Origin of the sequence: Cytobacillus horneckiae (genome assembly GCF_002835735.1) — a bacterium.
Taxonomy (GTDB): Bacteria; Bacillota; Bacilli; order Bacillales; family Cytobacillaceae; genus Cytobacillus; species Cytobacillus horneckiae.
On the sequence record NZ_PISD01000008.1, the window covers coordinates 353,062 to 378,769 of the forward strand.

Annotated in this window: 25 protein-coding genes, 1 pseudogene and 2 other annotated features; of the genes and pseudogenes, 24 read left to right on the forward strand and 2 right to left on the reverse strand. The window is 39.2% G+C overall.

Annotated features, from left to right (window positions below; all coding sequences use genetic code 11):
- Positions 1-48: 48 nt before the first annotated feature.
- Positions 49-132 (forward strand): putative holin-like toxin, encoded by an 84-nt coding sequence (locus CWS20_RS29285; RefSeq protein WP_350339527.1) that lies wholly within the window; start codon positions 49-51, stop codon positions 130-132.
- Positions 133-413: 281 nt separating this feature from the next.
- Here CWS20_RS29285 and bcbE read toward each other — a convergent pair whose 3' ends face one another.
- On the reverse strand, positions 414-1,667 hold the full coding sequence (gene bcbE, locus CWS20_RS04950; RefSeq protein WP_066199445.1) for a bacillibactin exporter BcbE: 1,254 nt from the start codon (positions 1,665-1,667) through the stop codon (positions 414-416).
- 173 nt (positions 1,668-1,840) lie between these two features.
- Between bcbE and CWS20_RS04955 the strand changes: the two genes are divergently transcribed.
- From CWS20_RS04955 to CWS20_RS05060, 23 genes and pseudogenes are all read left to right on the forward strand, one after another.
- Positions 1,841-2,476, forward strand: a complete 636-nt coding sequence (locus CWS20_RS04955) for an MOSC domain-containing protein (protein WP_066199443.1) — start codon at positions 1,841-1,843, stop codon at positions 2,474-2,476.
- 50 nt (positions 2,477-2,526) lie between these two features.
- Positions 2,527-2,775 (forward strand) — a binding site (T-box leader).
- A gap of 36 nt (positions 2,776-2,811) precedes the next feature.
- Positions 2,812-3,095: a binding site (T-box leader), on the forward strand.
- A 59-nt stretch (positions 3,096-3,154) separates the two neighbouring features.
- A complete protein-coding gene (trpE, locus tag CWS20_RS04960; protein WP_066199440.1) occupies positions 3,155-4,546 on the forward strand; it encodes an anthranilate synthase component I in 1,392 nt (463 codons plus the stop codon).
- Positions 4,530-5,141 carry an anthranilate synthase component II gene (locus tag CWS20_RS04965; RefSeq protein WP_066199437.1) on the forward strand — a complete coding sequence of 204 codons (612 nt, stop codon included), beginning with the start codon at positions 4,530-4,532 and terminating at the stop codon, positions 5,139-5,141. Before trpE ends, CWS20_RS04965 begins: the two co-directional genes overlap by 17 nt.
- Complete coding sequence (gene trpD / locus CWS20_RS04970; RefSeq protein ID WP_066199435.1) at positions 5,113-6,138, forward strand: anthranilate phosphoribosyltransferase; 1,026 nt, start codon at positions 5,113-5,115, stop codon at positions 6,136-6,138. The genes CWS20_RS04965 and trpD overlap by 29 nt, the downstream gene beginning before the upstream one ends.
- Positions 6,139-6,951 carry an indole-3-glycerol phosphate synthase TrpC gene (gene trpC / locus CWS20_RS04975; protein ID WP_066199432.1) on the forward strand — a complete coding sequence of 271 codons (813 nt, stop codon included), beginning with the start codon at positions 6,139-6,141 and terminating at the stop codon, positions 6,949-6,951.
- Positions 6,941-7,576, forward strand: coding sequence for a phosphoribosylanthranilate isomerase (locus tag CWS20_RS04980; protein ID WP_066199430.1), 636 nt, complete (start codon positions 6,941-6,943; stop codon positions 7,574-7,576). The genes trpC and CWS20_RS04980 overlap by 11 nt, the downstream gene beginning before the upstream one ends.
- Positions 7,573-8,775, forward strand: a complete 1,203-nt coding sequence (trpB, locus tag CWS20_RS04985) for a tryptophan synthase subunit beta (protein ID WP_066199428.1) — start codon at positions 7,573-7,575, stop codon at positions 8,773-8,775. Before CWS20_RS04980 ends, trpB begins: the two co-directional genes overlap by 4 nt.
- A complete protein-coding gene (trpA, locus tag CWS20_RS04990) occupies positions 8,775-9,560 on the forward strand; it encodes a tryptophan synthase subunit alpha (protein WP_066199423.1) in 786 nt (261 codons plus the stop codon). Before trpB ends, trpA begins: the two co-directional genes overlap by 1 nt.
- A gap of 294 nt (positions 9,561-9,854) precedes the next feature.
- Positions 9,855-11,342 carry a class I adenylate-forming enzyme family protein gene (locus CWS20_RS04995; RefSeq protein WP_066199421.1) on the forward strand — a complete coding sequence of 496 codons (1,488 nt, stop codon included), beginning with the start codon at positions 9,855-9,857 and terminating at the stop codon, positions 11,340-11,342.
- Between the two features lie 36 nt (positions 11,343-11,378).
- Positions 11,379-12,572 (forward strand): acyl-CoA dehydrogenase family protein, encoded by a 1,194-nt coding sequence (locus CWS20_RS05000; protein ID WP_066199419.1) that lies wholly within the window; start codon positions 11,379-11,381, stop codon positions 12,570-12,572.
- 17 nt (positions 12,573-12,589) lie between these two features.
- Positions 12,590-13,729: an acyl-CoA dehydrogenase family protein gene (locus CWS20_RS05005; protein ID WP_066199413.1), complete on the forward strand. Its 1,140-nt coding sequence runs from the start codon at positions 12,590-12,592 to the stop codon at positions 13,727-13,729.
- A gap of 40 nt (positions 13,730-13,769) precedes the next feature.
- Entirely contained in the window at positions 13,770-14,756 is a 987-nt protein-coding gene (locus tag CWS20_RS05010; protein WP_066199410.1) for an NADPH:quinone oxidoreductase family protein, read from the forward strand.
- Between the two features lie 413 nt (positions 14,757-15,169).
- Positions 15,170-16,750: a long-chain-fatty-acid--CoA ligase gene (locus tag CWS20_RS05015; RefSeq protein WP_241504143.1), complete on the forward strand. Its 1,581-nt coding sequence runs from the start codon at positions 15,170-15,172 to the stop codon at positions 16,748-16,750.
- 28 nt (positions 16,751-16,778) lie between these two features.
- Positions 16,779-17,285: a phosphotransferase family protein gene (locus tag CWS20_RS28915; RefSeq protein WP_276328291.1), complete on the forward strand. Its 507-nt coding sequence runs from the start codon at positions 16,779-16,781 to the stop codon at positions 17,283-17,285.
- Entirely contained in the window at positions 17,236-17,853 is a 618-nt protein-coding gene (locus CWS20_RS28920) for a phosphotransferase family protein (RefSeq protein ID WP_276328292.1), read from the forward strand. The genes CWS20_RS28915 and CWS20_RS28920 overlap by 50 nt, the downstream gene beginning before the upstream one ends.
- A gap of 117 nt (positions 17,854-17,970) precedes the next feature.
- Positions 17,971-18,215: pseudogene (locus tag CWS20_RS05025) on the forward strand (zinc ribbon domain-containing protein); the annotation flags it as partial.
- A 152-nt stretch (positions 18,216-18,367) separates the two neighbouring features.
- Complete coding sequence (locus tag CWS20_RS05030) at positions 18,368-19,207, forward strand: crotonase/enoyl-CoA hydratase family protein (RefSeq protein ID WP_101226243.1); 840 nt, start codon at positions 18,368-18,370, stop codon at positions 19,205-19,207.
- Between the two features lie 62 nt (positions 19,208-19,269).
- Positions 19,270-19,686, forward strand: coding sequence for an acyl-CoA thioesterase (locus CWS20_RS05035; protein WP_066199403.1), 417 nt, complete (start codon positions 19,270-19,272; stop codon positions 19,684-19,686).
- A 42-nt stretch (positions 19,687-19,728) separates the two neighbouring features.
- The gene (locus tag CWS20_RS05040) at positions 19,729-20,514 is read left to right on the forward strand and encodes a tyrosine-protein phosphatase (RefSeq protein ID WP_066199400.1); all 786 of its coding nucleotides are present in this window, start codon (positions 19,729-19,731) and stop codon (positions 20,512-20,514) included.
- Between the two features lie 122 nt (positions 20,515-20,636).
- On the forward strand, positions 20,637-21,638 hold the full coding sequence (locus CWS20_RS05045) for a YeiH family protein (protein ID WP_241504137.1): 1,002 nt from the start codon (positions 20,637-20,639) through the stop codon (positions 21,636-21,638).
- Positions 21,639-22,257: 619 nt separating this feature from the next.
- Positions 22,258-22,866 (forward strand): sporulation-specific diadenylate cyclase CdaS, encoded by a 609-nt coding sequence (cdaS, locus tag CWS20_RS05050; protein ID WP_066199398.1) that lies wholly within the window; start codon positions 22,258-22,260, stop codon positions 22,864-22,866.
- Between the two features lie 120 nt (positions 22,867-22,986).
- The gene (locus CWS20_RS05055) at positions 22,987-24,582 is read left to right on the forward strand and encodes a catalase (protein ID WP_066199395.1); all 1,596 of its coding nucleotides are present in this window, start codon (positions 22,987-22,989) and stop codon (positions 24,580-24,582) included.
- Positions 24,583-24,654: 72 nt separating this feature from the next.
- Positions 24,655-25,323, forward strand: coding sequence for an SOS response-associated peptidase (locus CWS20_RS05060; RefSeq protein ID WP_066199394.1), 669 nt, complete (start codon positions 24,655-24,657; stop codon positions 25,321-25,323).
- Between the two features lie 37 nt (positions 25,324-25,360).
- Here the strand turns inward: CWS20_RS05060 and CWS20_RS05065 are convergent, their stop codons facing one another.
- Positions 25,361-25,648 carry a HesB/IscA family protein gene (locus tag CWS20_RS05065; protein WP_066199387.1) on the reverse strand — a complete coding sequence of 96 codons (288 nt, stop codon included), beginning with the start codon at positions 25,646-25,648 and terminating at the stop codon, positions 25,361-25,363.
- Between the last annotated feature and the right edge of the window lie 60 nt (positions 25,649-25,708).

Consider the following 25,708-nt stretch of genomic DNA (forward strand, 5'->3'; position numbering starts at 1 on the left):
TTCGCAAGGGTGGTCGGCTAGCCCCGTATTGAAAGGGGGTGATGCCTTTTGACAGTATTTGAATCGTTAATGCTAATGATTTCTTTCACTACATTGATGTTGGCTGTCTTAGCTTTTAAGCATAAAAAATAGACCCCCCTTGATCTTAAACACCTATTAGGGTAAGGTCTACGTCTTATTATATTGGCCGACCCCTTTAGGGACGAACCTATTGCAGGTGACCGTTGGTGCTGCAACACCTGCGGTCATTTTTATTAGCGATTTGACCTATTTGGTTTGTTTAATACCGCTAGTTCAATAATACACCATAATTTTATGATATATATTAGAATATCATATGGTTTTTCGAAAGTCACGGTGAAACGTTTATTTTTGTAATAATTATACGCTTTAATTATATAGATTATGATTATTCACTCTTTTTCTGGTTTAATCGCAAAAAAAGTGTAAATCGCAGCTAAAAAAATCAAGCCGCTCAATAAATAGAACAATATATGATCGGAATGCTTTAATAATACTGCTACTGCTGGCGGACCCGCAGCAACCCCAATGAAACGCATCGAACTGTAAATGGAAGAAATGGTCCCTCTCGCTGCTTTTTCTATTCCTTCTGTAATTAATGCATCAAGACAAGGAAGTGCAAGGCCAATACCTACTCCACTAATTAAAAACATGACAATGAGAAACCATAATTTCTCTGAAAAGCTTAAGATGAAGATGGCAGCAGCAGATAATAGGCAGCCAGAGAATGTCAATCTTTTCATTAGCACCTTGTTTTCTTTAATAATCTTTCCAGTTACGTAAGAAGAAGCACATAAAGCACATAAAGGTACAGCAAGAAGAAATCCTTTTTTTATATCTTTTATTTCGAATGTTTTTTCCAGTGTGTCAGATAAAAAAAATAGAACACCGAAAAGGGCAAACATTAAAATTGCTCCTATAGCAAAGATGGCGTAAAGCCACATCCCATTGTCGGTAAAGATTTTTTTTATGTTAATAAAGAATTGTTTAACTGGGATCGGCTTTTCTCTTTTATTCGGTGTTTTAACGAGAAAAAGCATTAAAAGGATAGATATTAAGCAAAAGACCGGAATGGAGAAGAAAGGAAGAAACCAAATAAAGCCTGCTAATAATGCACCTAGAATCGGGCTTAAGACTTTACCAAATGTATTGGAGGTTTCGATTAAGCCTAAGGAACTGCTAACCTCGTCGTCATTTTTAAACATGTCTCCTACAAGCGGCATGACGATTGGCGAAGCTCCAGCTGCTCCGACTCCCTGCAAAGCCCGGCCGACTAAAATCAGCCAATAGGGATCTTTCATTTTCCATGCTGCCCATCCTGAGATAATTCCACCGATGCCAGCGATAATTAAGCTTGGAATAATCACTTTTTTTCTGCCGATATGATCGGATAAAAATCCTGCAATTGGTATGAGAAAGATAGCAACAATGGAATATACAGTGATAATCATACTAACCTGAAAAGAAGTAATGGATAATTCATTTTCCATTGCTGGCAACACCGGAATTAGCATAGAATTTCCAAGCGTCATAACTAATGGAATCGAAGAAATGGAGAGAATAGCCCATTTTTGATTGTTATATCCATCAGTCTTCTTTTTAGCTTTTTTTGTGGATTTATTGACTGCTTCTTCAATATGCTCCATATTTTCTCCTACTCATCTTTATTATTTTACACTATTTATTAATATGAGCTAATCTTTCGTGGAAAAAAGCTTACTTTTTTTGGAAAAATAATAAAAGAGAGGTTTTTGTCTAGCCAATCTTTGCTATAACAGATAGAATAAGAAAAACATAATATTCAGGAAGTGAGTCTCTTTTGAAATTAATTACTTTAAGTGTAGGAAAGCCAAAAACACATGAATGGAAGGGTAAAACCTTTGAATCAGGCATTGGGAAATCAAAAGTAGTAGAAGCTTTTTTAACGAAAGACGCTTTTATCGGAGATGGGGTAGCAAATCCTGCTTTCCATGGTGGTCCAGATCGGGCTGTTTGTTTATATTCTTATGAGCATTATCAATATTGGAAAAAGGAATTTAATCATCATTTTGAACTACCGGCATTCGGAGAGAATATTTGTGCCACGGGAATGCTGGAAAAGGATGTATACATAGGAGATATCTTTTCACTTGGTGAAGCGGAAATACAAATAACCCAAGGAAGAATACCTTGCTCTACGATTTCTAAACATAATAATCTCGATCCTTTATTACCGCGCATTGTTGAGACCGGATATACAGGTTACTTTTTCAAGGTATTGAAGGAGGGAAAGGTTAATAGTCATTCCCGTATAGAATTAGTCGATAGAGTGCAAACTATTATGACTGTGCTAGAAGCAAATAAAATTATCCTCCATAAAAAAAGAGATAAGGACGCACTTGAAACGCTGCTCCAAATTAATGAGCTTGCTGATGATTGGAAGGAACGGCTTCAAAAAGCATTAAAAAAATTTTAAAATAGTGTTGACATTATCAAATATTAAGAATAATATAATAACCAATATAGGCAATAGCAATGACGAAGAGTAGTAGCCTTAACAGAAACTTTCCAGAGAGCTGATGGTTGGTGAGAATCAGTGTGGATGTTTTGGTGAATGGACTTCCGAGCTTCCAGACCGAACCTTGATAACTAGTAGGCTCTGGCGACATGTCTCATCGTTAAAAGAGACAGGTATTAAAGCGATAGCTATGATATCTGTAAAGTGAGCTGTTTTACAGCTAATGAAGGTGGCACCACGGGTTTCTCGTCCTTTTTATAGGAGAGAGCCCTTTTTTATTTGGAAAAAAATATAGTAAATCGTTTGAACAAGAGTAGTAGGTTAATCTTGAATCGTTACAGAGAGCTGGCGTTGGTGGGAGCTGGTACGATGGAATAACTGAATGGACTTGTGAGAGGCACCCTGAATTCTAGTATGGGGCACGGATTTCCGCCGTTAAAAGGATAGAGTATCGATAAATGAAATTATTACTTAACGGGCAATATAACCCCCGGTTTCACTTTATCCGTACTTGAAGGAGTGAACGATTTTCGTTCTAAAAAGAGGTGGCACCGCGTTCAGCAGATACGTCCTCTATACGCAGCAGTTTTGCGCGTATAGGGGACTTTTTTATTTTTAAAGGGAGAAGTGATAGAAATGCAACCAGTACATGGCGATATTTTAGTTGAGGAAATCGAGGGGGATACATTAACTCCGATTCTTATCTATCAACGGTTAAAAGGAAAGAAGAAGTTTTTGTTTGAGAGCTCGCTAAAGCATGAAAAATCGGGGAGGTATTCATTCATTGGTGCCGATCCGATATATGAGGTTAAAGGATTTGGCGGCAAAACCATCGTTTGCAAAGATGAAGAGAAAGTATTGGAGAAAAAGCCGCTTGAAGTCATTCAAGAACGATTGACACGATATGATCATGAATTATTAAAAACCTTTCCTTTCACGGGAGGAGCGGTGGGGTATGCTGGCTACGACAGCATTAGGGAGTATGAAAATATCGGGAGCGCGCAGCAGGATGAAATGGGCGTACCTGATGTATATTTTATGTTTTTTGAAGAACTGGCTGTTTTTGATCATCTTGAACAAAAAGTATTTCTGCTTGGAATCCCAATGCAATCGTCTCGAGATGAGTTAGCTATTAAGATAGCGGCAAGAATAAAGCAAATTACAGAAGGGGCTGCAGAAAAAACAAAAAATGTGGCAATTACCAACTTCAAGCCAATGATGGAGAAGCATCAGTATATTGCAAAGGTTGAGAAAGCGAAGGATTATATTGTCGAAGGTGACATCTTTCAGGTTGTTTTGTCACAGCGTTTAACAGCAAATATAGACGGTGATCCATTTAGCTTTTACCGCCGGCTAAGGGTGCAAAATCCATCACCATATATGTACTATATTGACTTTGAAGACTTCATTGTTGCGGGGGCATCACCAGAAAGTCTTGTCAAGGTATCAGGAGATAAAGTAATCACCAATCCGATTGCCGGGACAAGACCTAGAGGGAAAACAGATCAGGAAGATCAGCTGCTAGAGAAAGAATTAGCAGAAGATGAGAAGGAAATGGCAGAGCATCGAATGCTGTTAGATTTAGGAAGAAATGATTTAGGCCGGGTATGCACATTCGGCTCTGTAAATGTTTGCAAATACATGGAGATTGAAAGGTATAAACATGTCATGCATCTTGTTTCTGAAGTAGGTGGCATTTTAAAGAATGGATTTTCTAATGTTGATGCGTTAATAGCTTGTTTGCCAGCAGGTACAGTGTCAGGTGCACCTAAAATAAGAGCGATGGAAATTATAAATGAGCTAGAAGAGGTAAAACGGGGCATTTATTCAGGCGCAATTGGCTATTTTTCAGCTAATGGAAATATGGATTTTGCTTTAGCGATCAGGACGATGGTTGCTAAGGATAACAAAGTTTATATTCAAGCTGGGGCTGGCATTGTTCACGATTCGATTCCGGAAAAGGAATATGAAGAAACGATTCATAAATTAAATGCATTTTTGGAGGCAGACCATGATTTTATTAATTGATAATTATGATTCCTTTACTTATAACCTTTATCAGTATCTTGGTGAATTAGGGGCGGATGTAAAAGTTGTAAGAAATGATTGTATGACTATTGATGAAATCGGTAAAATGGCACCTTTAGGTATCGTTTTATCGCCAGGTCCGGGAAGACCAGAAAATGCCGGAATCTGTGTGGAACTCATACAGCAATTTTACAAGCGCATACCAATATTAGGAATTTGCCTTGGGCATCAAGCAATTGGCTATGCCTTTGGGGCTCGGATTGATAAGGCTAAAAAAATCATGCATGGAAAAACATCTATGCTTATGCACAATGGTTCTGAGCCTTTTCAATATATGCCGCAGCCGTTGGAAGTGATGAGATATCATTCATTAGTTATACAGAAGGGAACATTGCCTGCAGCCTTTAAAGTATTGGCAAAATCATTGGATGATGATGAAATTATGGCAGTGAAACATGAAAAGTATCCATTGTATGGCCTTCAGTTCCATCCTGAATCTGTCGGGACGGGATGTGGAAAGAAGATTTTATCTCATTTTATTCAATTATCCAGGAGGGAAAGCGGAAATGAAAAACATTCTAGAACGCTTATCTGAAAGAGATTCACTTACAGAAAAAGAAATGATGGAGGCGATGGCTCAAGTTTTTTCACCAGAAGTTACGGATAGTGAAATTGCAGCGTTTTTAGTTAGTCTAAAAACAAAAGGTGAAACTGTAGAGGAAATTGCCGGAATTGTTCGTGCGTTAAGGGAAAGGTCGTTATTCTTCAATAAGAAGATTCCTAATATTATGGATAATTGCGGTACTGGAGGAGATGGATCAAAGAGTTTTAATATCAGTACAACTTCGGCATTTGTTATTGCCGCTGCCGGGATTCCAGTTGCAAAGCATGGGAACCGCAGTGTTTCCAGTAAAACGGGAAGTGCGGATGTTCTTGAACATTTAGGGATTAATCTGAATTTGCCTGTGAAACGTACTGAGGAAATTTTAGCGGAAATTGGGATTGCCTTTTTGTTCGCACCGCATGTCCATCCGCAAATTAAACGGATAATGAAGGTAAGACAGGACTTACGTATTCCAACGACATTTAATTTAATTGGTCCGCTCATTAACCCAATTAAATTGGAAAATCAACTGCTTGGAATTTATCGCCGAGATTTAGTAGAAATGTTTGCGGAAGTATTGCAGACCTTAGGAAGAAAAAGAGCGGTTGTCCTTAATGGAGCAGGATATATGGACGAAGCATCATTGCAGGGAGAGAACTATATGGCCGTGCTCGATAGTGGCCAAATACATGTGAAAACTCTTCATCCCGAAGAGGTAGGATTATCCGTTTATTCCAATGATGAAATTCGCGGCGGGGATTCCAAAGAGAATGCTGACATTTTATTAAAAGTATTAAAGGGTGAAAAAGGTGCAGCTCGGGAAACCGTTTTGTTAAATGCCGGCATTGGAATTTTTACAGGCGGAAAAACAGACAGTATTGCAGCAGGTGTAGACAAGGCAAAAGAAATAATTGACTCTGGGGCTGCTCTTTATAAGTTAATGGAATTAACAAAGCTCAGTAAAGTAATGACAGAAAAGGTGATGTAAGTGGGTTCTATATTAGACAAAATTATTTTAGTTAAAAAAAGAGAAGTAGAAAAATTAAAAAGCGGCAGTCATATTGCTGCTCCAATAGAAACAAAAAAGCGATCTTTATTGCATAAGCTGGAAAAAGCAGACGGTCTCGTTGTCCTTGCGGAATTTAAAAGGGCATCTCCTTCAAAAGGGGTAATAAATGAAGGGCTTGATCCAAAGGAACAGGCGAGGAATTACGAGGACTTCGGCGCTGATGCCATATCTGTACTGACTGATGAAACTTTTTTTAAAGGAAGCCACAAAGATTTAGCAGCGGTGTACGAAACAGTTAACCTTCCCATTTTGTGCAAGGATTTTATCATTGATGAATCGCAAATAAGCCAGGCAAAGGAAGCTGGTGCGAGTTTGATTTTACTTATTGTCGCTGCTTTGAATTTTGCAGAGCTTAAGCGTCTGTATACATTTGCTCTAGCCAATGAGCTTGAAGTGCTTGTAGAAGTGCATAATGAAGCAGAGGCAAAGCAGGCGATAGAGTTGGGTGCAAAAATCATCGGAGTAAATAATCGAGACTTAAATACTTTTCATGTTGATTTAAGTATGACCGAGAAGTTAGCCCCATTCATAAAAAGTTCAGGCGCCTTCCTAATTAGTGAAAGCGGCATGAAAACTTCCGCAGATGTCGGAAGAGTGATTCGCGCAGGGGCAGACGGCATTCTCGTTGGTGAAGCGTTCATGAAAGCAGACGATGTAGAGAAACTATTGAAAACCATGAAGAGTACAGATAGCGGAAAAAAAGAAAAGAGGGTAAATCATCATGAAAGTTAAAATATGTGGCATTACAGACATAAAGACAGCTCAGTTTGCAATTGAGTGTGGCGCAGACGCATTAGGCTTCGTATTCGCAGACAGCAAACGAAAGGTGACAGTACAACAGGCAAAAGAAATCATGGAGAAACTGCCTACATCTATTCTAAAAGTAGGCGTCTTCGTAAACGAAACAATCCAAAACATGACAGCCATCGCCTCCGAAGTAGGCCTAACCACCATCCAGCTCCACGGCGACGAACCTCCCGAAATTTGTCGAAATCTGGGGGTGACAGGTACCATCAAGACTATAAAAGCGTTTAATGTTGGGGCGAGGGAGGATTTGCGGCAGGTTGATGGGTATGGGTGTGATTATTATTTGCTGGATAGTCCGAGGGGAAGGTATCGCGGGGGAAATGGGACCGCTTTTGATTGGACTGTGCTTGAGGGCATTCAGCTGATTGATAAAAAAGTGATTCTTGCTGGCGGGCTCACGCCGGAAAATGTCGCTGAAGCGATTCGGCAAACCAATCCATATATGGTCGACGTCAGTAGCGGAGTAGAAACAGACGGAAAAAAAGATCATCGAAAAATCAAGGCATTTATTGAAGCCGCCAAAAGTACTGTTAAGGAGGAAGTAAAATGACAGCTACAACAATCTATCCAGATGATAAAGGGCAATTTGGCATATACGGGGGAAGATATGTACCAGAGACACTGATGCAAGCAATCCTTCAATTGGAAGCCGAATATAAAAAGGCATTAGCGGATCCCGCGTTTCAAACTGAATTAAACACACTGCTTACAGATTATGTCGGAAGAGAAACACCTTTATATTTCGCAGAAAACTTAACAAACTATGCCGGAGGCGCAAAAATTTATTTAAAGCGGGAAGACCTAAATCATACCGGTGCCCATAAAATAAATAATTCACTCGGCCAGGCACTCCTCACAAAAAGAATGGGCAAGAAAAAAGTAGTGGCAGAAACGGGAGCGGGCCAACATGGTGTTGCCACTGCAACTGCTTGTGCTCTATTAAACTTGGACTGTATTATATTTATGGGAGAAGAAGATATAAAAAGGCAGCAGCTAAACGTCTTCAGAATGGAAATGCTAGGTGCAAAAGTAGTAGGGGTAAACTCCGGCAGCTCCACACTTAAAGATGCCGTTAATGAAGCGCTAAGATATTGGGTGACAAACGTCGAGGATACGCATTATATTCTCGGATCAGCGATGGGGCCGCATCCGTTTCCAATGATGGTTCGTGACTTTCAAAGTGTCATTGGGAAGGAAACGAAAGAGCAATTTCAGCATAAAGAAGGCAAATTGCCTGATGCTGTCGTTGCCTGTATAGGTGGAGGAAGCAACTCTATTGGCATGTTTTATCCATTTATTAATGATGAATCGGTTCGCCTTTATGGTGTAGAAGCGGCTGGTCTCGGTCTAGATACGGATAAACATGCCGCATCATTAACAAAAGGAACGCCAGGTGTCCTTCATGGTGCACTCATGTATCTCCTGCAAGATGAGCATGGTCAAATTCAAGAAGCCCACTCAATTTCAGCAGGGCTGGATTATCCAGGAATCGGCCCTGAGCATTGCTATTTAAAAGAGATTGGTAGAGTCAATTATGACTCAATTACAGATGATGAAGCATTATCTGCCCTTCAGCTGCTTTGCAAAACAGAGGGGATTATTCCAGCTTTAGAAAGTGCGCATGCGATTGCCTATGCATTAAAGCTGGCACCAACGATGAACAAGCAAGAAAGCATGGTTATCTGCCTGTCAGGCAGAGGTGATAAAGATGTGGATGCAGTCAGAGCACGGTTGGGAGGCGCAAATTAATGAACCGCATAGAAAAAGTATTTCAAAACTTGCAGAAAAATAATCAAAAAGCATTTGTTCCATATATTATGGCCGGAGATGGCGGAATTGACAGTTTAAAAGAAAAGATTACTTTCCTAGAAAAAGCAGGTGCAACTGCGATTGAAATCGGCATTCCTTTTTCTGACCCAGTAGCTGACGGTCCGGTCATTCAGCAAGCAGGAATCAGAGCATTAAAAGAAGGAACAACCTTAAAGGATGTAGTTGCAGCAGTAGCTGAAATCCGTCCAATTGTCCATATTCCATTATTATTCATGACCTATACAAATCCGATGATGGCCTATGGATTCGAACAATTTATTAAAGATATTGAGGCTTCAGGAATCGATGGGCTCATTGTACCGGATATGCCTATTGAACAAGAGGAATTAATCGTTCCGTATCTTGAAGAAGCCCATATTGAATTGATTCGACTCGTCACATTGCAAAGCCCTCTTAGCAGAATAGAAGAAATAGCAAAAAGAGGAAAAGGATTTGTCTACGCGGTAACGGTTAATGGAATAACAGGGGCTAGAAGCAGCTTCAAAGAGGAGCTTGGCGCCCATCTGAAAAAGGTAAAAGAGCTAAGCCCAATCCCAGTATTGGCAGGGTTTGGCATTTCATTTCCTGACCAGGTGGAGGAAATGATTACTTATTGTGATGGTGTTATCGTCGGAAGCAAAATGATTGAGCTATTTGATAAAGGAGATTTACAATCCATCGTTGATTTGATCGATGCCTCGAAAATACGAGCGTCACAATTGTGAAAAGAACAAGAAAATATTAATTTGCGCCCTATAGAGTAGACACTTTCTAAAAGAGTCTGTTCTGTAGGGTATTTTTATTTCTATAGATATGATTCTTAAAAAGCAGACAATTGATGCTCATAAAAAAGACAATGTCTGATGAATAAGACAGCAACAAGCATTAAAACTGATGATAGCAATTAAAAATATTGAACTAGCATGGCACATAATTTGCATATAGATAAAAGACAACCCCAATCATCATTTTGTAAACGCATTCATTTTTCACTAAGCTTTTTTGAGGAGGTGTTTATAATGAATATGAGTCAATTATTATTTAACTCCGCTGAGAAGTATCCAAAAGACGAGTTTATCTTCTTTCAAAACAAAGTACTAACTTACGGATCAATAGCCGAAAAGGTAAAGGAAAAAGCTTCAGGATTAAGGCAATATGGGATTAAAAATGGTTCACATGTTGCTTTGATGATGGGGAATAAACCGGAATATATTATTGCATACTTCTCCCTGCTCTCTCTTGGGGCAACTGTCATCCCCATTAATCCCACTTTTAGACAGAAGGAAATAACGTATATTCTAAATGACTCAGATGCAGAAGCTGTCATTGCTGATGAGAATGCAATTGAGTCTGTGAAAAGCGCCCGGCCATCATTGAATACGGTGAAAATGGTTATTTCAATAACAGAATCTAAGCATTGCATTCATTGGTCTAAAGTGAATGGGCACAATAAAGACTTTTTTCTTGAGGAGAAAGCGCTGGATGACACTGCACAAATCATTTACACTTCTGGAACAACCGGCAGCCCAAAAGGAGCAGTTATTACACACGGTAATCTCAAATGGATGACAAAAACCTGCACAGAGATGAACAGCTTAACAAAAGAAGATCGCATCCTTGTCGTGTTGCCAATCTTCCATGCTTACGCAAAACTGCAGGGTCTTTGGCAAGCGGTTAATAAAGGATGCAAGGTGTACTTAGAAGAGCGCTTCGTTCCTGAACCGATTCTACATAGGCTGGCAGACAATAAGATTACTATTTTCTTAGGTGTTCCAACAATGTATACAATGTTTCTTGCTGTCCCTTCTATCTATCAGCTTGATTTTTCAAATTTAAGAATTGCAGGAAGCGGAGGTGCCTCACTTCCTCTAGAAACAATAGACAAAGTTAGAGAAGTAATGGGCGTTGTATTGCGTGAAGGCTATGGCCAAACAGAAAGTACAGTGATGATAAGCTGTTTCCCTCCTAATGTTGAAAGAAGACATGGATCTGTCGGACTGCCTTTACCAGGAATTGAATTAAAAGTCATTGATCCAGCTGGCAGGGAAGTTCCGACAGGAGAAGTTGGAGAAATTATTTTCCGTGGACCAAACGCAATGAAAGGCTATTATAAAAAAGAACTGGAAACGAAAGAGACAATAAAGGATGGCTGGGTCTATACAGGCGATTTAGCAAAAAGAGATGAAAACGGCTACTTGTACATCGTTGACAGGAAGAAAGATATGATCATTAGAGGAGGCTATAACGTATATCCCCGAGAAATAGAGGAAGTGCTTTACACTCATCCAAATATAGTTGAATGCGCAGTCTTAGGGGAGTCAGACCCGGTATTTGGAGAAGAGATTGCTGCCTATCTCGTTGTAAATAACGATATAGGTCCTGAAGACATTAAGGCCTTTTGCAAACAGAATCTTGCCCGCTATAAAGTGCCAAAAAACATTTATTTCCGAGAATCATTACCTAAAAATGCAACAGGGAAGATATTAAAAGCGCCGCTTAAAAATTAAAAAGTAAATATTTCACTAAATAGAGGAGGAACTAAAATGGATTTTTCCTATTCAGAATCAGAGCTATTATTTCAAACGGAGCTAAGAACATGGCTTGAGGAAAACCTGCCAGAAGGCTGGCTGGATGGAAATAGAAATATACCAGCAGATAATAAAGGCAAAGGAGAATTCCTGCGTGATTGGCAGAGGAAGCTCTCTGAAGGAGGCTGGGCGGGAATTTCATGGCCGGTAGAATATGGCGGGAGAGGAGCCACGCTCATAGAAGAAGTAATTTATGAACAAGAGATGGCAAGAGTGAAAGCTCCCCCGGTATTAAATATCATTGGTACGGCAATGGTCGGCCCAACGCTGCTTGACATCGGTACAGAAGAACAAAAAGAAAAATATGTCCGGAAGATATTAAACGGAGAGGAAATTTGGTGCCAAGGGTATTCAGAACCAAATGCCGGCTCTGATTTAGCCTCATTACAAACTAAGGCTGTAAAACAAGGGGATAAATGGATTATAAATGGACAGAAGATTTGGACAAGTTATGCCCACTTATCTGATCGTTGCTTTTTGCTTGCTAGAACTGAAAATACAGGCAAAAAGCATGAAGGAATTACGGCATTCCTTGTGAAGATGGATCAGCCGGGTGTAGAAACAAGAGGGATTCGCTCTATCAATGACCAGTATGATTTTAATGAAGTGTATTTAAATGACGCCGTTGCTGATGATGCAGATATTGTAGGCGAAGTGAACAATGGCTGGAAAGTATCGCTTACTTTATTAAGCCACGAAAGAGTGGGTGTTGCAAGACAAACCTTCAGGCTACAAAAGCAGTTTGATGAATTAGTAGAATTAGCGGAAACATTAGAGAAAAATGGACGCCCATTAATTTTAGATCCAATTGTTCAGCAAAATCTAGCCATATTCAGGGCAAAAACGAAAGCGCTGCTATTTAGCTATTACCGCCATCTAACAAATTCAATTCGGACAGGTAAACCAGGTCCTGAAGGGTCTATGGATAAGCTTGCCTCAAGTGAATTGGGCCAGGAGATGCTTGCCTATGCAATGAGCCTGCAAGGAGCGGAAAATACATTATGGAAAGAGGACGCGCTCGTTGACGCCAGCTGGCAAAGAGATTATTTGCGCTCGTTTGGCTACACAATTGAAGGTGGAACATCAGAAATTCAAAAAAATATTGTTGCTGAACGCATTTTAGGTTTGCCAAAAGATATTAAAAAATAATTCTTAGGGGTGAAAATATGGATTTCGCATTTAATGAAGAGCAAACAATGTTTCAACAAACGACGCGCCAATACTTACAATCCAAAGGTGATTTAGCGATTCCACGAAACTATATGGAAGGCAAACAGGAAATCCTAACACAATTATGGGGTGGATTAGCAGAGCTTGGTTTTATGGGAATAAATGTACCAGAGCAATACGGAGGTATAGGCTTAGGCCATTTATCAATATTACCGATATTGGAAGAAATGGGCCGTGCAGTTATTCCAGGCCCTTATCCGGAAACTGTTGCTTTTGCCATTCCATTACTAAACGAATTTGGAACAGAGGAACAGAAAAAAAGGTATTTACCTGATGTTGCAAGCGGAAAAACTAAATTTACACTTGCGATAATAGATGATCGGAAAAATCAACTGAAGGCAGATCTGCAAGGTGACAACTATGTTTTAAATGGCGCGAAGATTCTCGTGGCGCATGCCGAATTCGCTGATTTAATGATTGTGGCTGTACGAACAGGTGCAAGTAATCAAGATGTTTCATTATTAATTGTTGATCATCAGCTTCATGCTGAATGTCAGCCGGTAAAAAGCATCGACGAAACGCGGACTCTATTTACAGTAAGTTTCTCTGACTTCCTTGTTCCTAAGGAAAATTTGCTAGGGCAGGAAAGCGCCGGAGATCAAATTTTAAAAGCAGGTTTAAATGAATTAACTGCGGCTTGGTCTGCAACAATGGTCGGAGGCATGGACCGAGTGGTTGATATGTCAGCTCAGTATGTGAAAACACGTGAACAATTTGGGCAGCCAGTCGGACGTTTTCAAGCAGTAAAGCATAAAGTAGTCGATATGCTCTTGGCACTTGAAAATGCCCGCTCGCTTTCGTACTATGCTTCATGGACTGTCGAGAACAAGGCAGGAGATACATTTGAAGCAGTATCGATGGCAAAATCCTATAACTCTGAAGCATTTATTCGGACAGCGAATGCCAATATTCAAAATCATGGCGGTATGGGCTTTACTTGGGAGTTTGATTGCCATTTATTTTTAAAGCGTGCAAGGTCATTGGAAAATTATTTAGGATCGCCACAGGAGCATCGAGAAAATATTGCAAAAGAATCAGGCTGGAATAAAGAAAAAGTGCTGCAATATAACAAATAATTAAAGTAAAATGACAAGCATCCTTAGGAGGTGAAAAACGTTGAGGTTATGGTCGGTGGAGAGATTAGGAGAGCCGAGGGAAGCGCTTGAAATCAAAGAAAAACAGATGCCAGAACGGGAAGAAAACGAAGTATGCATTAAGGTTGAGGCTGCTGCACTTAATTTCTTTGACATTCTTTTATGCCAAGGAAAGTATCAGGAAAAACCGCCGCTCCCATTTACGTTCGGCTCTGAAATATCCGGTGTTATTACGGACGCGAATGAGGAGGGAGCTTTCAAAAGAGGTCAGCGTGTGATGGCGCTACCAAAAATGCCAAAAGGCGGACTGGCGGAATATGTATCCGTTCCTGAAGATCATGTTTTTCCGATACCAGACTCTATTCCTTGGGGAGAAGCTGCTGCTTTCAGCATCACTTATCGTACTTCATATTATGCATTAGTTGATAGAGCAAAGCTTCAAGCGGGCGAGGTGTTATTGGTGCATGCAGGTGCAGGAGGAGTAGGTTCGGCAGCCATTCAATTAGGAAAAGCCATCGGTGCAACTGTCATTGCCACAGCAGGCGGACCGGAGAAAGTAAAAGTGTGTAAAGACATCGGAGCTGATATCGTAATTGACTATTTGGCCGAAGACTTTGTCAGTATAGTAAAAAACGAAACGAACGGAAAAGGTGCGGATGTTATTTATGATCCTGTCGGAGGAGATGTATTTGATAAATCCCGCAAATGTATTGCATTCGATGGGAGAATACTAGTCATCGGTTTCGCGGAGGGCAGAATCCCAACAGTGGCAACGAATCATATTCTTATAAAGAATTATTCTGTTGTTGGTGTTCATTATGGACTGTATGCAAAGCTTTTTCCAGAAAAAGTCCATGAAGCACATCAATCATTAATGATCTTATATAATGAAGGAAAAATTAATCCACTTATCTACAATGAATACGCCTTTAATCAAGTTCCCGAAGTATTAGACTTGCTAGGTACGAGAAAAACTTGGGGAAAAGCAATCATCAAAGTAAATTGTTGATAGTAAAGCTAGAGTGACAATGCAATGCTGCATTTAACTCTAGCTTTTATTATAGCCGTGGAGAATGAAGTGTTTGATAAATTAACAATTGTATTCAAATAAATACAAGGTGTAAGCAAAATCAAACAGTTCATTGCATAACATTCAAACGCGTTAGCAAACAAGCAGCGGCTTTGCTGTAATTAGATGAACTTTGGCATGGTATTTGCATTAAAAATGTGATAAGGACTGTACAAAATTGATCACTTATTAAGCTCGTACTCGATAGAACTGAAAGCGTTTTCTATATAAGAAAGGAGGAATTAACGAGAAATACTGAGCTCTTCCAGCAATCCATTTGCAATCATGGTTCATGCTTCCTCTTTTGATTGCGTAGCTTGCGTGAAAAATAACTTTCTTAAATGAAAAAAGGAGTGCTTATTTTGAATAAACCGTGGCAGGCTTTTTATCCAACTGGAGTGCCTCATGAAATAGCGCCAGCACAATACTCTATTTATCAATTTCTTTCAAATGCTGCAGAACAGCATCCAAATAAAATTGCGGTAAAAGAAAATTACCATGAAACGACCTATGCAGAATTGAAACGAGCAGTAAACAAGTTTGCAGCAGCCCTATATGAAAATGGTTTCAAAAAGGGTGATATGTTTGCAATCATGCTCCCGAATTGCTTAGAATATGTGATCTCCTTTTATGCTGTACAAAGATTAGGTGGAACAGTTGTTCAAGTTAATCCAATGTATCAGCAGCGTGAGCTTGATTATATTTTAGAAGACTCAGGAGCTACTTGGCTAATCTGCAACGAATTCCAAAAGCCAAAACTAAAACATATAGAACATGTGATTTGTATATTTGCTGATGGTGCAAATGAAGATAAGCAAACTCTTTATACTTGGATAAATAAGGCGGAAAATTCTCCGCCAAGCATTCTGGTCGAGGTCGAAAATGATATTGCTATTCTCCAATACACTGGAGGGACGACAGGACGTTCCAAAGGAGTAATGATTACTCATCAGAACGTTGTCTGTAATATCTCTCAAAATATGATTACTAGCAGTGATTTGAATAGCTGGGAGCGAGTAATTGGCATTGCCCCGATGTTTCATGCGATGGGCTTAACAATAATGAATACGACTGTTTATAATGGTGGCACATACTATCCAATAAAAAGATTTGAATTAGATTCTTTAGTAGAAACAATAAAGGATTTTCAGCCTACAATTTTCAGCGGATCTCCAACAATGTTTATTGCACTGCTGAATCATCCTGATGTAAACAGCGAGACGTTAAATTCTATAAAAATATTTGGCAGTGGTTCTGCACCATTATCGTTAGAAGTAATGAAAGCATTTGAAGAAAAATCTGCAACACCGATTATTGAATCATATGGGCTTTCAGAAGCAACGACGATGACACATAAAAATCCCACTGATCAAAGAAAAGTAGGCAGTATCGGCATCCCAGTTCCAAGTACAGATGCGCAAATCGTAGATATGGAAACTGGAACAAAGAGATTGCCAATAGGAGAAATAGGCGAGCTGATTATAAAAGGGCCGCAAATTATGAAAGGATATTGGCGGAATAAAAATGAGACAGAAAAAGCGTTAAGAAACGGCTGGCTGTATACTGGTGATCTTGCTTATATGGATGAGGACGGCTTTTTTTATATTTCTGGCAGAAAAAAAGACATGATCATTGCAGGAGGATACAATATTTATCCAATGGAAATAGAAGAAGTTTTATATAAACTTCCTGCAGTGAAGGAAGTTTGTGTATATGGCATCCCAGATTCCTACCGGGGCGAAACGGTTAAAGCGGCTATCGTATTAAAGGATGGAATGAAGCTGAATGAGAGTGAAATTGTAAATTGGTGCAATGAGAACTTAGCAAGATACAAAGTACCCCGTGTGATTGAATTTAAAACCGAGCTACCAAAAACGGCAGTCGGGAAAATCTTAAGAACGAAACTAATCGAAATGGAGACATCAAAATTGTAATAAATAGCATGAAAGGAGGGATGTGACCTTGCACGATCATCGTAACGATACCATTCAGATCCGTAATGGGGAAGTATTTAATTATGTTAGGCTGGAAGTGCTGCTGCGGAATAAATTTGCCGGCATAAGTGATGATGATATGAAAGTGAAGCAATTTAGTGCAGGCCGTTCAAACTTAACATATTTAGTGGAAATTGGAGACTGGAAGGCTGTCATCCGCCGGGCTCCTATAGGACCAGTCAATACAAAAGCGCATGATATAGAACGGGAGTACCAGGTGCTTAAAGCTGTAAGTCCCATTTTTCCCCTAGCACCTAAGCCGTTTTATTATATTGAAGATGATGCGATTATTGGTGCGCCCTTCTATTTAATGGAGCTTAAGAGTGGTGTTTTACTTGGTCAGGTCCTGCCGAATAACGAAGATGGAAGTCAGCAGCTTTTCCAAAGGGTGTCACATTCCATGGTACATGCACTTGTGGACCTTCATGCACTTAAATATAACGAAACAAACCCTTATTCACTTCACGAAGCCTGATGGATTTTTGGAAAGACAGGTGAATGGGTGGGTTGGACGCTATAGGAATGTAAAAACAGAGGAAGTTCCATATATGGAGGAGCTAATAGAATGGATTGCAGACCACAGACCAATTTCACAGCCTCCAACTTTTATTCATTATGATTTTCATCTGAAAAATGTATTGTTCTCTGAGAACAATTTAGGTGAAATTTCAGGCATTCTTGATTGGGAAATGAGCACTGTTGGAGATCCATTAACGGATCTTGCTTCCGCTTTAGTTCTGTGGCATGAAAAGGACGATCCGGAATTGTTTAAAAATCATTTATCAAATTCTCCAATTACTTTAAGACCGGGATTCATGACAAGGAATGAATATATTGAAGCCTATGCAAAGAAGAGCGGCCGTGATGTTTCAAATATGAATTATTATATGGTATTTGGCTATTTCAAACATATTGTCATTATGCAGCAAATGTACTATCGCTGGAGAAAGGGGCAGACTGCAGATGAAAGATCTAAGAATCTTGACTCACTTGTAAGAGAATTAACCCAATGGGCAATGGAGAAGACAGAAGAAAAATTTTAACAGGAGATAATGTTTATTTTATCAAAAATAGTCGAGAAACCCCTCCTCAAGGAATGCGAAGAGCGAACATCCCAATGAGTAGGTGGGGGATGAATCGCCTTTGGACTAAGAATAGCTTCAGCTATCTCAATTATCCTAGAATACAAAGCGAAATGGTACGGGAAACGAGTGGTCACCGTAGATAAGAATTCCCCATCAAGTCAACGCTGTTCCTGTTGGGGCTATCGGAATAAAGACGTGGGATGCACCATGCCAAGGCTCTTAACGCAAGTAAAAACATTGAAGTCGAAGCGATCAGACTTCTAACCGTATGGACTACGGGGATAGCTAATCAAAACTTTTGGTTACGAAAGTGTTCTTAGAAATCCCTTCCTTCAAACAGCTCGTATAAGTGTTAAGTGGTGGGTAGTTCAAAGAAGCTCCTTCATGAAGAAGGTATCTTATCTGTAAACATAATATAAAGCTTGTTTTCTGACTATTTATACTTATAAAATAATAATATGGGGTGAACTTGATGCAAACTTTGACGTACAAAACATTAAAAACAGAAGTAAAAGACCGGATATTGACAATTACGCTATGCAGGGAAAATATGAACGCCTTTAATAGAGAGATGTTAACGGAACTACTTCATGTCTTTGATGAGGCTGATAAGGATGATCATATACGTGCCATTATTTTTACTGGAGACGGAAAAGCATTTTGTGCTGGAGCTGACTTAGGACGGGGAGAAAGCAGCTTTAAAAATACAGACACACCTACTAATGAATTTCGTGATGGAGGAGGAATCCTCAGCCTCCGTGTATATGAATTGAAAAAGCCGATTATTGCAGCTATAAATGGCGCCGCAGTTGGAGTTGGTGCAACAATGACTTTGCCAATGGACATTAGAATTGCTTCCACGAAAGCAAAAATAGGTTTTGTATTTGCACGAAGAGGAATTACTCCTGAGGCATGCAGTGGATGGTTCTTGCCGCGCGTTGTTGGGATTAGCCGTGCGGCAGAACTTGTTTATACAGGTAAAATCGTACCGGCAGAAGAAGCATTAAATATCGGCCTTGTGAGCAGAGTCGTGGAGCCTGAAGATTTGCTTTCAACTGCCCGCGAAATTGCAAAAGAGATTGCCGAAAATACATCAGCTATCTCAGTTACACTATCAAGACAGCTCCTGTGGAAAATGATGGGTGCTAATCATCCGCGAGAATCGCATTTAATAGAATCAAAGATGATTCAATGGACAGGTCAACAGGAAGACGTACGAGAAGGCATTAACTCTTTCTTTGAGAAACGGAAGCCTAACTTTCAAATGAAGCCAAGTAAGGATTTACCCGACTTTTATCCATGGTGGGAATGAATCAATCAGAGGCAAGGAGTTCATCATGCTCCTTGCCTCTGATTATAAATGGGGGAAGAAGAATGCAAAAAATGATAGACATTGTCGTTAAGGCGGAAGATATTGACCATTTAGGGCACATGAATTATATGAAATATTTATTCTATTTGGAAAAGGGCGTAATTAATTGGTATGAGATGGTTGGAATCGGAAGAAAAGTGCTTGATGAAAAAGGGTTAGGCACAGTCCTTATTCAATTTGATGTTTCGTATAAACAAGAAGCAAGATTAGGAGATCAATTAAAGATCATTACTTCGCTCACACATGTTGGGAATAAGAGCTTTATTGTTCACCAGGAAATTTATAACCAAGAAGAACAGCTTTTAACTAGATGTAAAAAGGTTTTCGTCATGTTTAATACGAGAACTCGAAAAGGAATACCTGTTGTTCAGGAAATTGCCCAATTTGCACTACAGTTAAATAAGGAAAACACGCTATAAAGCGATTCAAGTTCATTTTTAATCGGCAATGGAGGAATTCAAATGAATGAAAATATAATGATAAATAATATTCTGCCTCTAACAGGTGCAGTGAACTTCCGTGATATGGGAGGCATTCAAACAGCAGATGGGAGAACAATCAAGAAGGGGTTATTATTTAGGGCAGCGGCATTGACAGACTTAACTGCAGATGACATCGTCCAAATATCGGCCCTGAATCTAAAAAGAATTTTCGACTATCGAAGATTTGAAGAAGCAAACAGGCAGCCAGATCCGATATTGGAAAGTGTCATTAATGAAAGAATTTCTGTAATGGATGAAGAGAACGTCATTAATAATATATTTGTTAACAATCAATTTGATCAGCAATATTATCGTAAATTTACGCGTGCTCACTTTTTGAAAATCTACACTGAAATGCCGATAAATAACCCATCATATAAAAGGTTAATGAACTTCCTCAAAAAACCTAAAGAAAACCTTCCGTTAGTACATCATTGTACAGGTGGCCGTGATCGTACTGGAGTAGGCGCAATGATTATTCAAATGACACTCGGTGTACCATTTGAAACGATCATGGAGGATTATTTATTTTCCAATCATGCGCTAGAAAACTATCATAATAAAATCTTTCATAAAACAGCTGCATTCTTTAACGAAACAGAGCATAAAGAGTTCAGGGAATCATTCCTTTTACAAGAAGATTATTTACTTGCTTCCAAACAAGCCATTGAGCAAAAATATGGAAATTTTGATTATTATCTAGAAAAGGAATTTCAAATAACTGAACAAGTAAGGAATGAAATTCAAGAAGTTGTTTTAGCCTAAAAAAGTAATTAAAGGTTAGCTGCATTTTTTTATTTTGGAGTATGACTCTTCTCATTGTATGGAATGGAGAACTCTGTTAGGATAAATTTGTTATATGTAAGTGCTTTTAGAAGTAAGGAGAAGTGAATTCATTGAGTCAGTCATCATTAGCCATAAGATTGCTGCCTGGCATCTTAATTGCAGCAGCTGTTGCAGTGCTGGCAACGATTTTAGGCGGTTATTTTCCGCTATTAGGCAATCTTTTATTTGCTATATTAATTGGAATGCTCATTCGTAATACAATCGGCATTTCTCCAACGATTGAGCATGGAATTAATTATACTGTGAAAGGATTTTTAAAATTTGCTGTCATATTATTAGGCGTCGGTTTAAATTTGCATGAAATTGCTACAATAGGAAAGCAATCCTTTTTTATTATTTTTACATCAGTATGTTTAGGCATCATTCTCACAGTGCTTGTTGGGAAAATGCTTAAATTGGACAACACTTTATCCCTTCTTATTGGAGTGGGGACAAGTATATGCGGAGCCACAGCGATTTCCGCAGTAAAAGAGGTCGTGAAGGCGAAAGAAAATGAAACAGCCTATGCTATTTCTACTATTGTATTATTCAATTTGTTTGCTTTTTTTACATATCCAATTATCGGACAATTTTTTCAACTAAGTGAGACTTCATTTGGGATTTGGGCGGGTACTGCTGTGCATGACACATCATCAGCCATTGCTGTCGGGTTTTTATATGGGGATCAAGCTGGAGATACTGCTACGACTGTGAAATTAGCACGGACATTGTTTCTGCTCCCTCTGCTCTTCCTCCTCCCTTTTATAATTAAAAAATCTGCAAAGAGTAAGGTGAATTCATCCATTTTAAAAGCATTTCCTTGGTTCATCTTATGGTTCCTCCTTGTGAGTTTGTTAAACACAATCGGACTGATTCCAGAAATAGTAAAGATACCTTTGAATGATTTATCGAAGTTTTTAATTACAATGGTGATGGCAGGAGTAGGCATGCAGGTGAGTTTGAAGGAATTGACAAAGCTAGGCTTGAAACCTTTATTAACAGGATTGTTCGCTTCTCTTTGCGTAGGCATCATCAGCTTAATAATGATTCTATTATTTATTTAATTATGAAAGCTAATCTTATTAAAATTAGCTGAGGCTGAAGACAAACTCATTTCCTGTTCTAAAAGGTGCCGATTAGGGATTTTCCGAGGCTTACCGAGGGTGAACGTTGAGCCGCTTCGGCACTGAAATGCACCCCAATTGTTGTACACGTCTATCAATTGGAGGTGCGGTTTCTCTAATGGGGAAATTTACTCTAGAAGAGAAATTATTAGCGGTTCAGCTCTATCTATCCGGCAAGTTTTCTTATCATGAGGCTGCTACAGAAAATCGGTAATGAAATAAATAGGAGTATACGAAAGGACCATTTTTTGCGGACTAGTCACAATTACGGTTCCAATTACGTGGCTGATTAGAGTGGATTGTCCTTATAACTGAGGTTTAAAGAGGCGAACAGTACCAGCATGGAGCGATCCACTTCACGCTACGCACCTCGCGGGTCAAGACGGTCTCGCTACTACCGCAGGAGTCGAGCGGACACCTCTTCATATCCAAATAAAATATGGTTAATTTTCACTTTGTCTACAATCATGGCGAATCTTGTTAAGATTCGCCTTCTTTTTTAGGATAAAAATAAACAATCTGGAAAACGTAATAACATGTTATACATACAAAAAGGAGGATGACTGATGTGAACTACGGCATCAATCAATATCAAAATGATATAGAGAGATATGTGAATGATATTCAAGGGCAGTTGAACCATCTTTCATCTTCTTGGAAAGAAATTAACTGCTGTATCCTTACAGAGTTTGAAAAATTGCAAAAGCTTGTAAATGAAGCGCATAATTTAACCTCCACATATTACTTACAACATTATTTATCTCCTTATACTGAACAATTTTCTATCTTATCTCTTGCTGCTCAGCACTTATCTAATAAACGCCATGGTGGATTGATGATTGTTGAGCGAAGTATCAAAGTCGATGGCTTTATTCATAGCGGGACACCTATTGGGGCGAAAGTAAGTCACACTCTATTAGAAACAATCTTTTATCCGGGTAACCCTATCCATGATGGAGGGACATTGATTAGAAAAGATGAAATAATTTCTGCAGGAAATATTTTGCCGGTGACAGAGAAACAGGCAAATGGAAAAAAGCTCGGAACGCGGCACCGAGCAGCTATTGGACTGACAGAACATACTGATGCAGTAGTCATTGTCGTCTCTGAGGAAACGGGCAGAATTTCTTTTGCTTATGAGGGCGAACTATATGTAGTAAGGCCATAAAAAAGTACTCTGGAAAATAATCTCCTTATTATTTACTTCCCATATGTAATTTTTTTGAAATCGATAAATAGAAAAGAAACTAATCGGGAATATTGTAAATAGTTCCAAAGGAGGTTAATTATGAATAATAATGAAAAAGAGACAAACCACGAAACAGATGAAACGTTAACAACAAGGCAGGGGCATCCAATAACAAATAATCAAAATATTAGAACTGTGAGTAATCGCGGTCCTGCTACTCTTGAAAATTATGATTTTATTGAAAAAATCAGTCATTTTGACAGAGAAAGAATCCCTGAGCGTGTCGTCCATGCCCGCGGTGCAGGCGCACATGGTTATTTTGAAGCGACTGGTATGGCTGGAGATGAGCCAGTGTCGCAATATACACGGGCAAAATTATTTCAAGAAAAAGGAAAGAAAACACCTGTATTTGTTCGGTTTTCTTCCGTTATTCATGGCGGCCATTCCCCGGAAACGTTGCGTGATCCGCGCGGCTTTGCCACTAAATTTTATACGGAGGACGGAAACTGGGATCTAGTAGGCAATAACTTAAAGGTTTTCTTTATTCGCGATGCAATGAAATTCCCTGATATGGTCCATGCGTTTAAGCCTGATCCATTAACAAATATTCAGGATGCTGAAAGATTTTTTGATTTTTGCGCTAACTCGCCTGAAAGCTTTCACATGGTTACATTTTTATACTCTCCGTATGGAATTCCTGCAAACTACCGGCAAATGCAAGGCTCTGGAGTGAATACATATAAGTGGGTAAATGAAAATGGAGAAGGCGTTCTCGTAAAATATCACTGGGAGCCAAAGCAAGGGATAAAAAACTTAACTCAAAAAGAAGCGGAAGAAATTCAGGCAAAAAACTTTAATCATGCCACACAAGATTTGTATGATGCAATTGAAGAAGGTAACTACCCGGAATGGGATTTTTATGTTCAAATTATGAGTGATGATGACCATCCGGAACTGGATTTTGATCCGCTTGATGACACGAAGCTCTGGCCGGAGGACCAATTTCCATGGAAACATGTTGGTAAAATGGTCCTTAATAAAAATCCGGAAGATTATTTCAATGAAGTGGAACAAGCTGCATTCGGTACCGGTGTACTCGTGGACGGCTTAGATTTTTCTGATGACAAAATGCTTCAAGGTAGAACATTCTCTTATTCAGATACACAGCGCTATCGCGTCGGTGCAAACTATTTGCAATTGCCAATCAATGCGCCTAAAAAGCAGGCGCAAACGAATCAGCGTGGCGGGGCAATGTCTTACTATGTAGATAAAGCACCTGGACAAAATCCGCATATAAATTATGAACCATCAGATCTTGGCGGTTTAAAAGAAGCGAAGCAGACAGGCAAGGAACATACGCCGATGGTACAAGGACATTTAGTCAGGGAATCGATTGAGCGAACAAATAATACGAAGCAGGCAGGCAATACTTATCGCGAATTCGAGAAATGGGAACAGGATGAATTAATCTTCAACCTAGTCGGAGATTTATCTACATGCGCCAAAGTGATTCAAGATAAAATGATTGCACTTGCCGAAGAAGCGGATGAGGAATATGGACGCCGCTTAAGAGAAGGATTGGCAAATGCAAAACAAGAAACTGGAAAACATAAAGGACGCCCATTAGGAGATAAAGATGGCGATGACGCTCCTAAAAATGCAGAAAATATGGGCCATGATGCTGATCGTTATTAGAAATATGAAAAAGGAAGGTGAAAGCCTTCCTTTTTCATATACAATAAAGATGGATTGGAGGTGCTGAATCATATGTGCGGCAGATTTTCGCTAACAGAAGAAGTTTTAAATTTACAAAGAGGATTTGAATTTTATTATGCAGATGAAGAGCGCCCAAGATATAATATTGCACCGGGACAGCAAATATTAACCGTCATTGAGCAAGAAGGTGCAAGGATTGGCAAGTCAATGAAGTGGGGACTAGTTCCAAGTTGGGCAAAAGATTTAAAGACTGGATATAAAATGATTAACGCACGTTCAGAAGGAATTGAAACGAAACCAAGCTTTAAAGTACCGTTTAAAAAACAAAGATGTCTAATATTAGCTGACGGATTTTATGAGTGGAAGCGAATAAACGAAGGAAAGCAGCCTTACAGATTTGTAATGAAAAGCGGTTTGCCTTTTGCCTTTGCAGGGCTTTGGGATGTCTGGGATAAGGGAGAAGAGCCCCTTGTCACTTGTACGATATTGACTACTGCACCTAATAAAGTGACAGAAAAGGTGCATGACCGAATGCCGGTTATATTAAATGAGGAGGATTATGATTTTTGGCTTAATTCGTCAGTCAGCGAAACAGTGCAGCTATCAAAGCTCCTTGTTCCATATGATGAAGGAGCGATGGAAATGTATCCTGTGTCTACCCTTGTCAATTCATCAAAGCAAGATCATCCAGAAATGATAAAACAATTGAACAGCTTATAACAAGAGCCAATGACTAATCATCGGCTCTTGTTTATTGTTAAAATGTGGCCACTAACGGATGGGGTGATCGAATAAAAAATCCATCATCTTTATAATCGATTTCGGTTCCTTCTAAATATTTCAAATCAGCCGGGTGGTATAGTACGTCTACGCCATTAAAGTTAATTATTTTCTCTTGTGGCATGGCAGAAGCAGTCATCGCTAAGTCATATTGCATTTGATTGCAGCAGACGTTCGCAATCCGATATCTTACGTAAGATGGTGTAGTTTCATCTTTTTGAAATGATTGAATTGCTTCAATTGCCTCTGAAGTGAATGTAAACATAACGCTCATCCTTTTTCATATCTTTCCATTGTTAATTGTTACTGTTAACTATCTTATCTA

Excerpts from the sequence above, each read along its gene's own strand:
- bcbE (WP_066199445.1), bottom strand. The coding sequence starts at position 1,667 with ATGGAGCATATTGAAGAAGCAGTCAATAAATCCACAAAAAAAGCTAAA.
- trpE (WP_066199440.1), top strand. The coding sequence starts at position 3,155 with ATGCAACCAGTACATGGCGATATTTTAGTTGAGGAAATCGAGGGGGAT.
- CWS20_RS04965 (WP_066199437.1), top strand. The coding sequence starts at position 4,530 with ATGATTTTATTAATTGATAATTATGATTCCTTTACTTATAACCTTTAT.
- trpD (WP_066199435.1), top strand. The coding sequence starts at position 5,113 with ATGAAAAACATTCTAGAACGCTTATCTGAAAGAGATTCACTTACAGAA.
- CWS20_RS04980 (WP_066199430.1), top strand. The coding sequence starts at position 6,941 with ATGAAAGTTAAAATATGTGGCATTACAGACATAAAGACAGCTCAGTTT.
- trpB (WP_066199428.1), top strand. The coding sequence starts at position 7,573 with ATGACAGCTACAACAATCTATCCAGATGATAAAGGGCAATTTGGCATA.
- trpA (WP_066199423.1), top strand. The coding sequence starts at position 8,775 with ATGAACCGCATAGAAAAAGTATTTCAAAACTTGCAGAAAAATAATCAA.
- CWS20_RS04995 (WP_066199421.1), top strand. The coding sequence starts at position 9,855 with ATGAATATGAGTCAATTATTATTTAACTCCGCTGAGAAGTATCCAAAA.
- CWS20_RS05000 (WP_066199419.1), top strand. The coding sequence starts at position 11,379 with ATGGATTTTTCCTATTCAGAATCAGAGCTATTATTTCAAACGGAGCTA.
- CWS20_RS05005 (WP_066199413.1), top strand. The coding sequence starts at position 12,590 with ATGGATTTCGCATTTAATGAAGAGCAAACAATGTTTCAACAAACGACG.
- CWS20_RS28920 (WP_276328292.1), top strand. The coding sequence starts at position 17,236 with ATGCACTTAAATATAACGAAACAAACCCTTATTCACTTCACGAAGCCT.
- CWS20_RS05030 (WP_101226243.1), top strand. The coding sequence starts at position 18,368 with ATGCAAACTTTGACGTACAAAACATTAAAAACAGAAGTAAAAGACCGG.
- CWS20_RS05035 (WP_066199403.1), top strand. The coding sequence starts at position 19,270 with ATGCAAAAAATGATAGACATTGTCGTTAAGGCGGAAGATATTGACCAT.
- CWS20_RS05040 (WP_066199400.1), top strand. The coding sequence starts at position 19,729 with ATGAATGAAAATATAATGATAAATAATATTCTGCCTCTAACAGGTGCA.
- cdaS (WP_066199398.1), top strand. The coding sequence starts at position 22,258 with ATGACTGATGTGAACTACGGCATCAATCAATATCAAAATGATATAGAG.
- CWS20_RS05055 (WP_066199395.1), top strand. The coding sequence starts at position 22,987 with ATGAATAATAATGAAAAAGAGACAAACCACGAAACAGATGAAACGTTA.
- CWS20_RS05060 (WP_066199394.1), top strand. The coding sequence starts at position 24,655 with ATGTGCGGCAGATTTTCGCTAACAGAAGAAGTTTTAAATTTACAAAGA.
- CWS20_RS05065 (WP_066199387.1), bottom strand. The coding sequence starts at position 25,648 with ATGTTTACATTCACTTCAGAGGCAATTGAAGCAATTCAATCATTTCAA.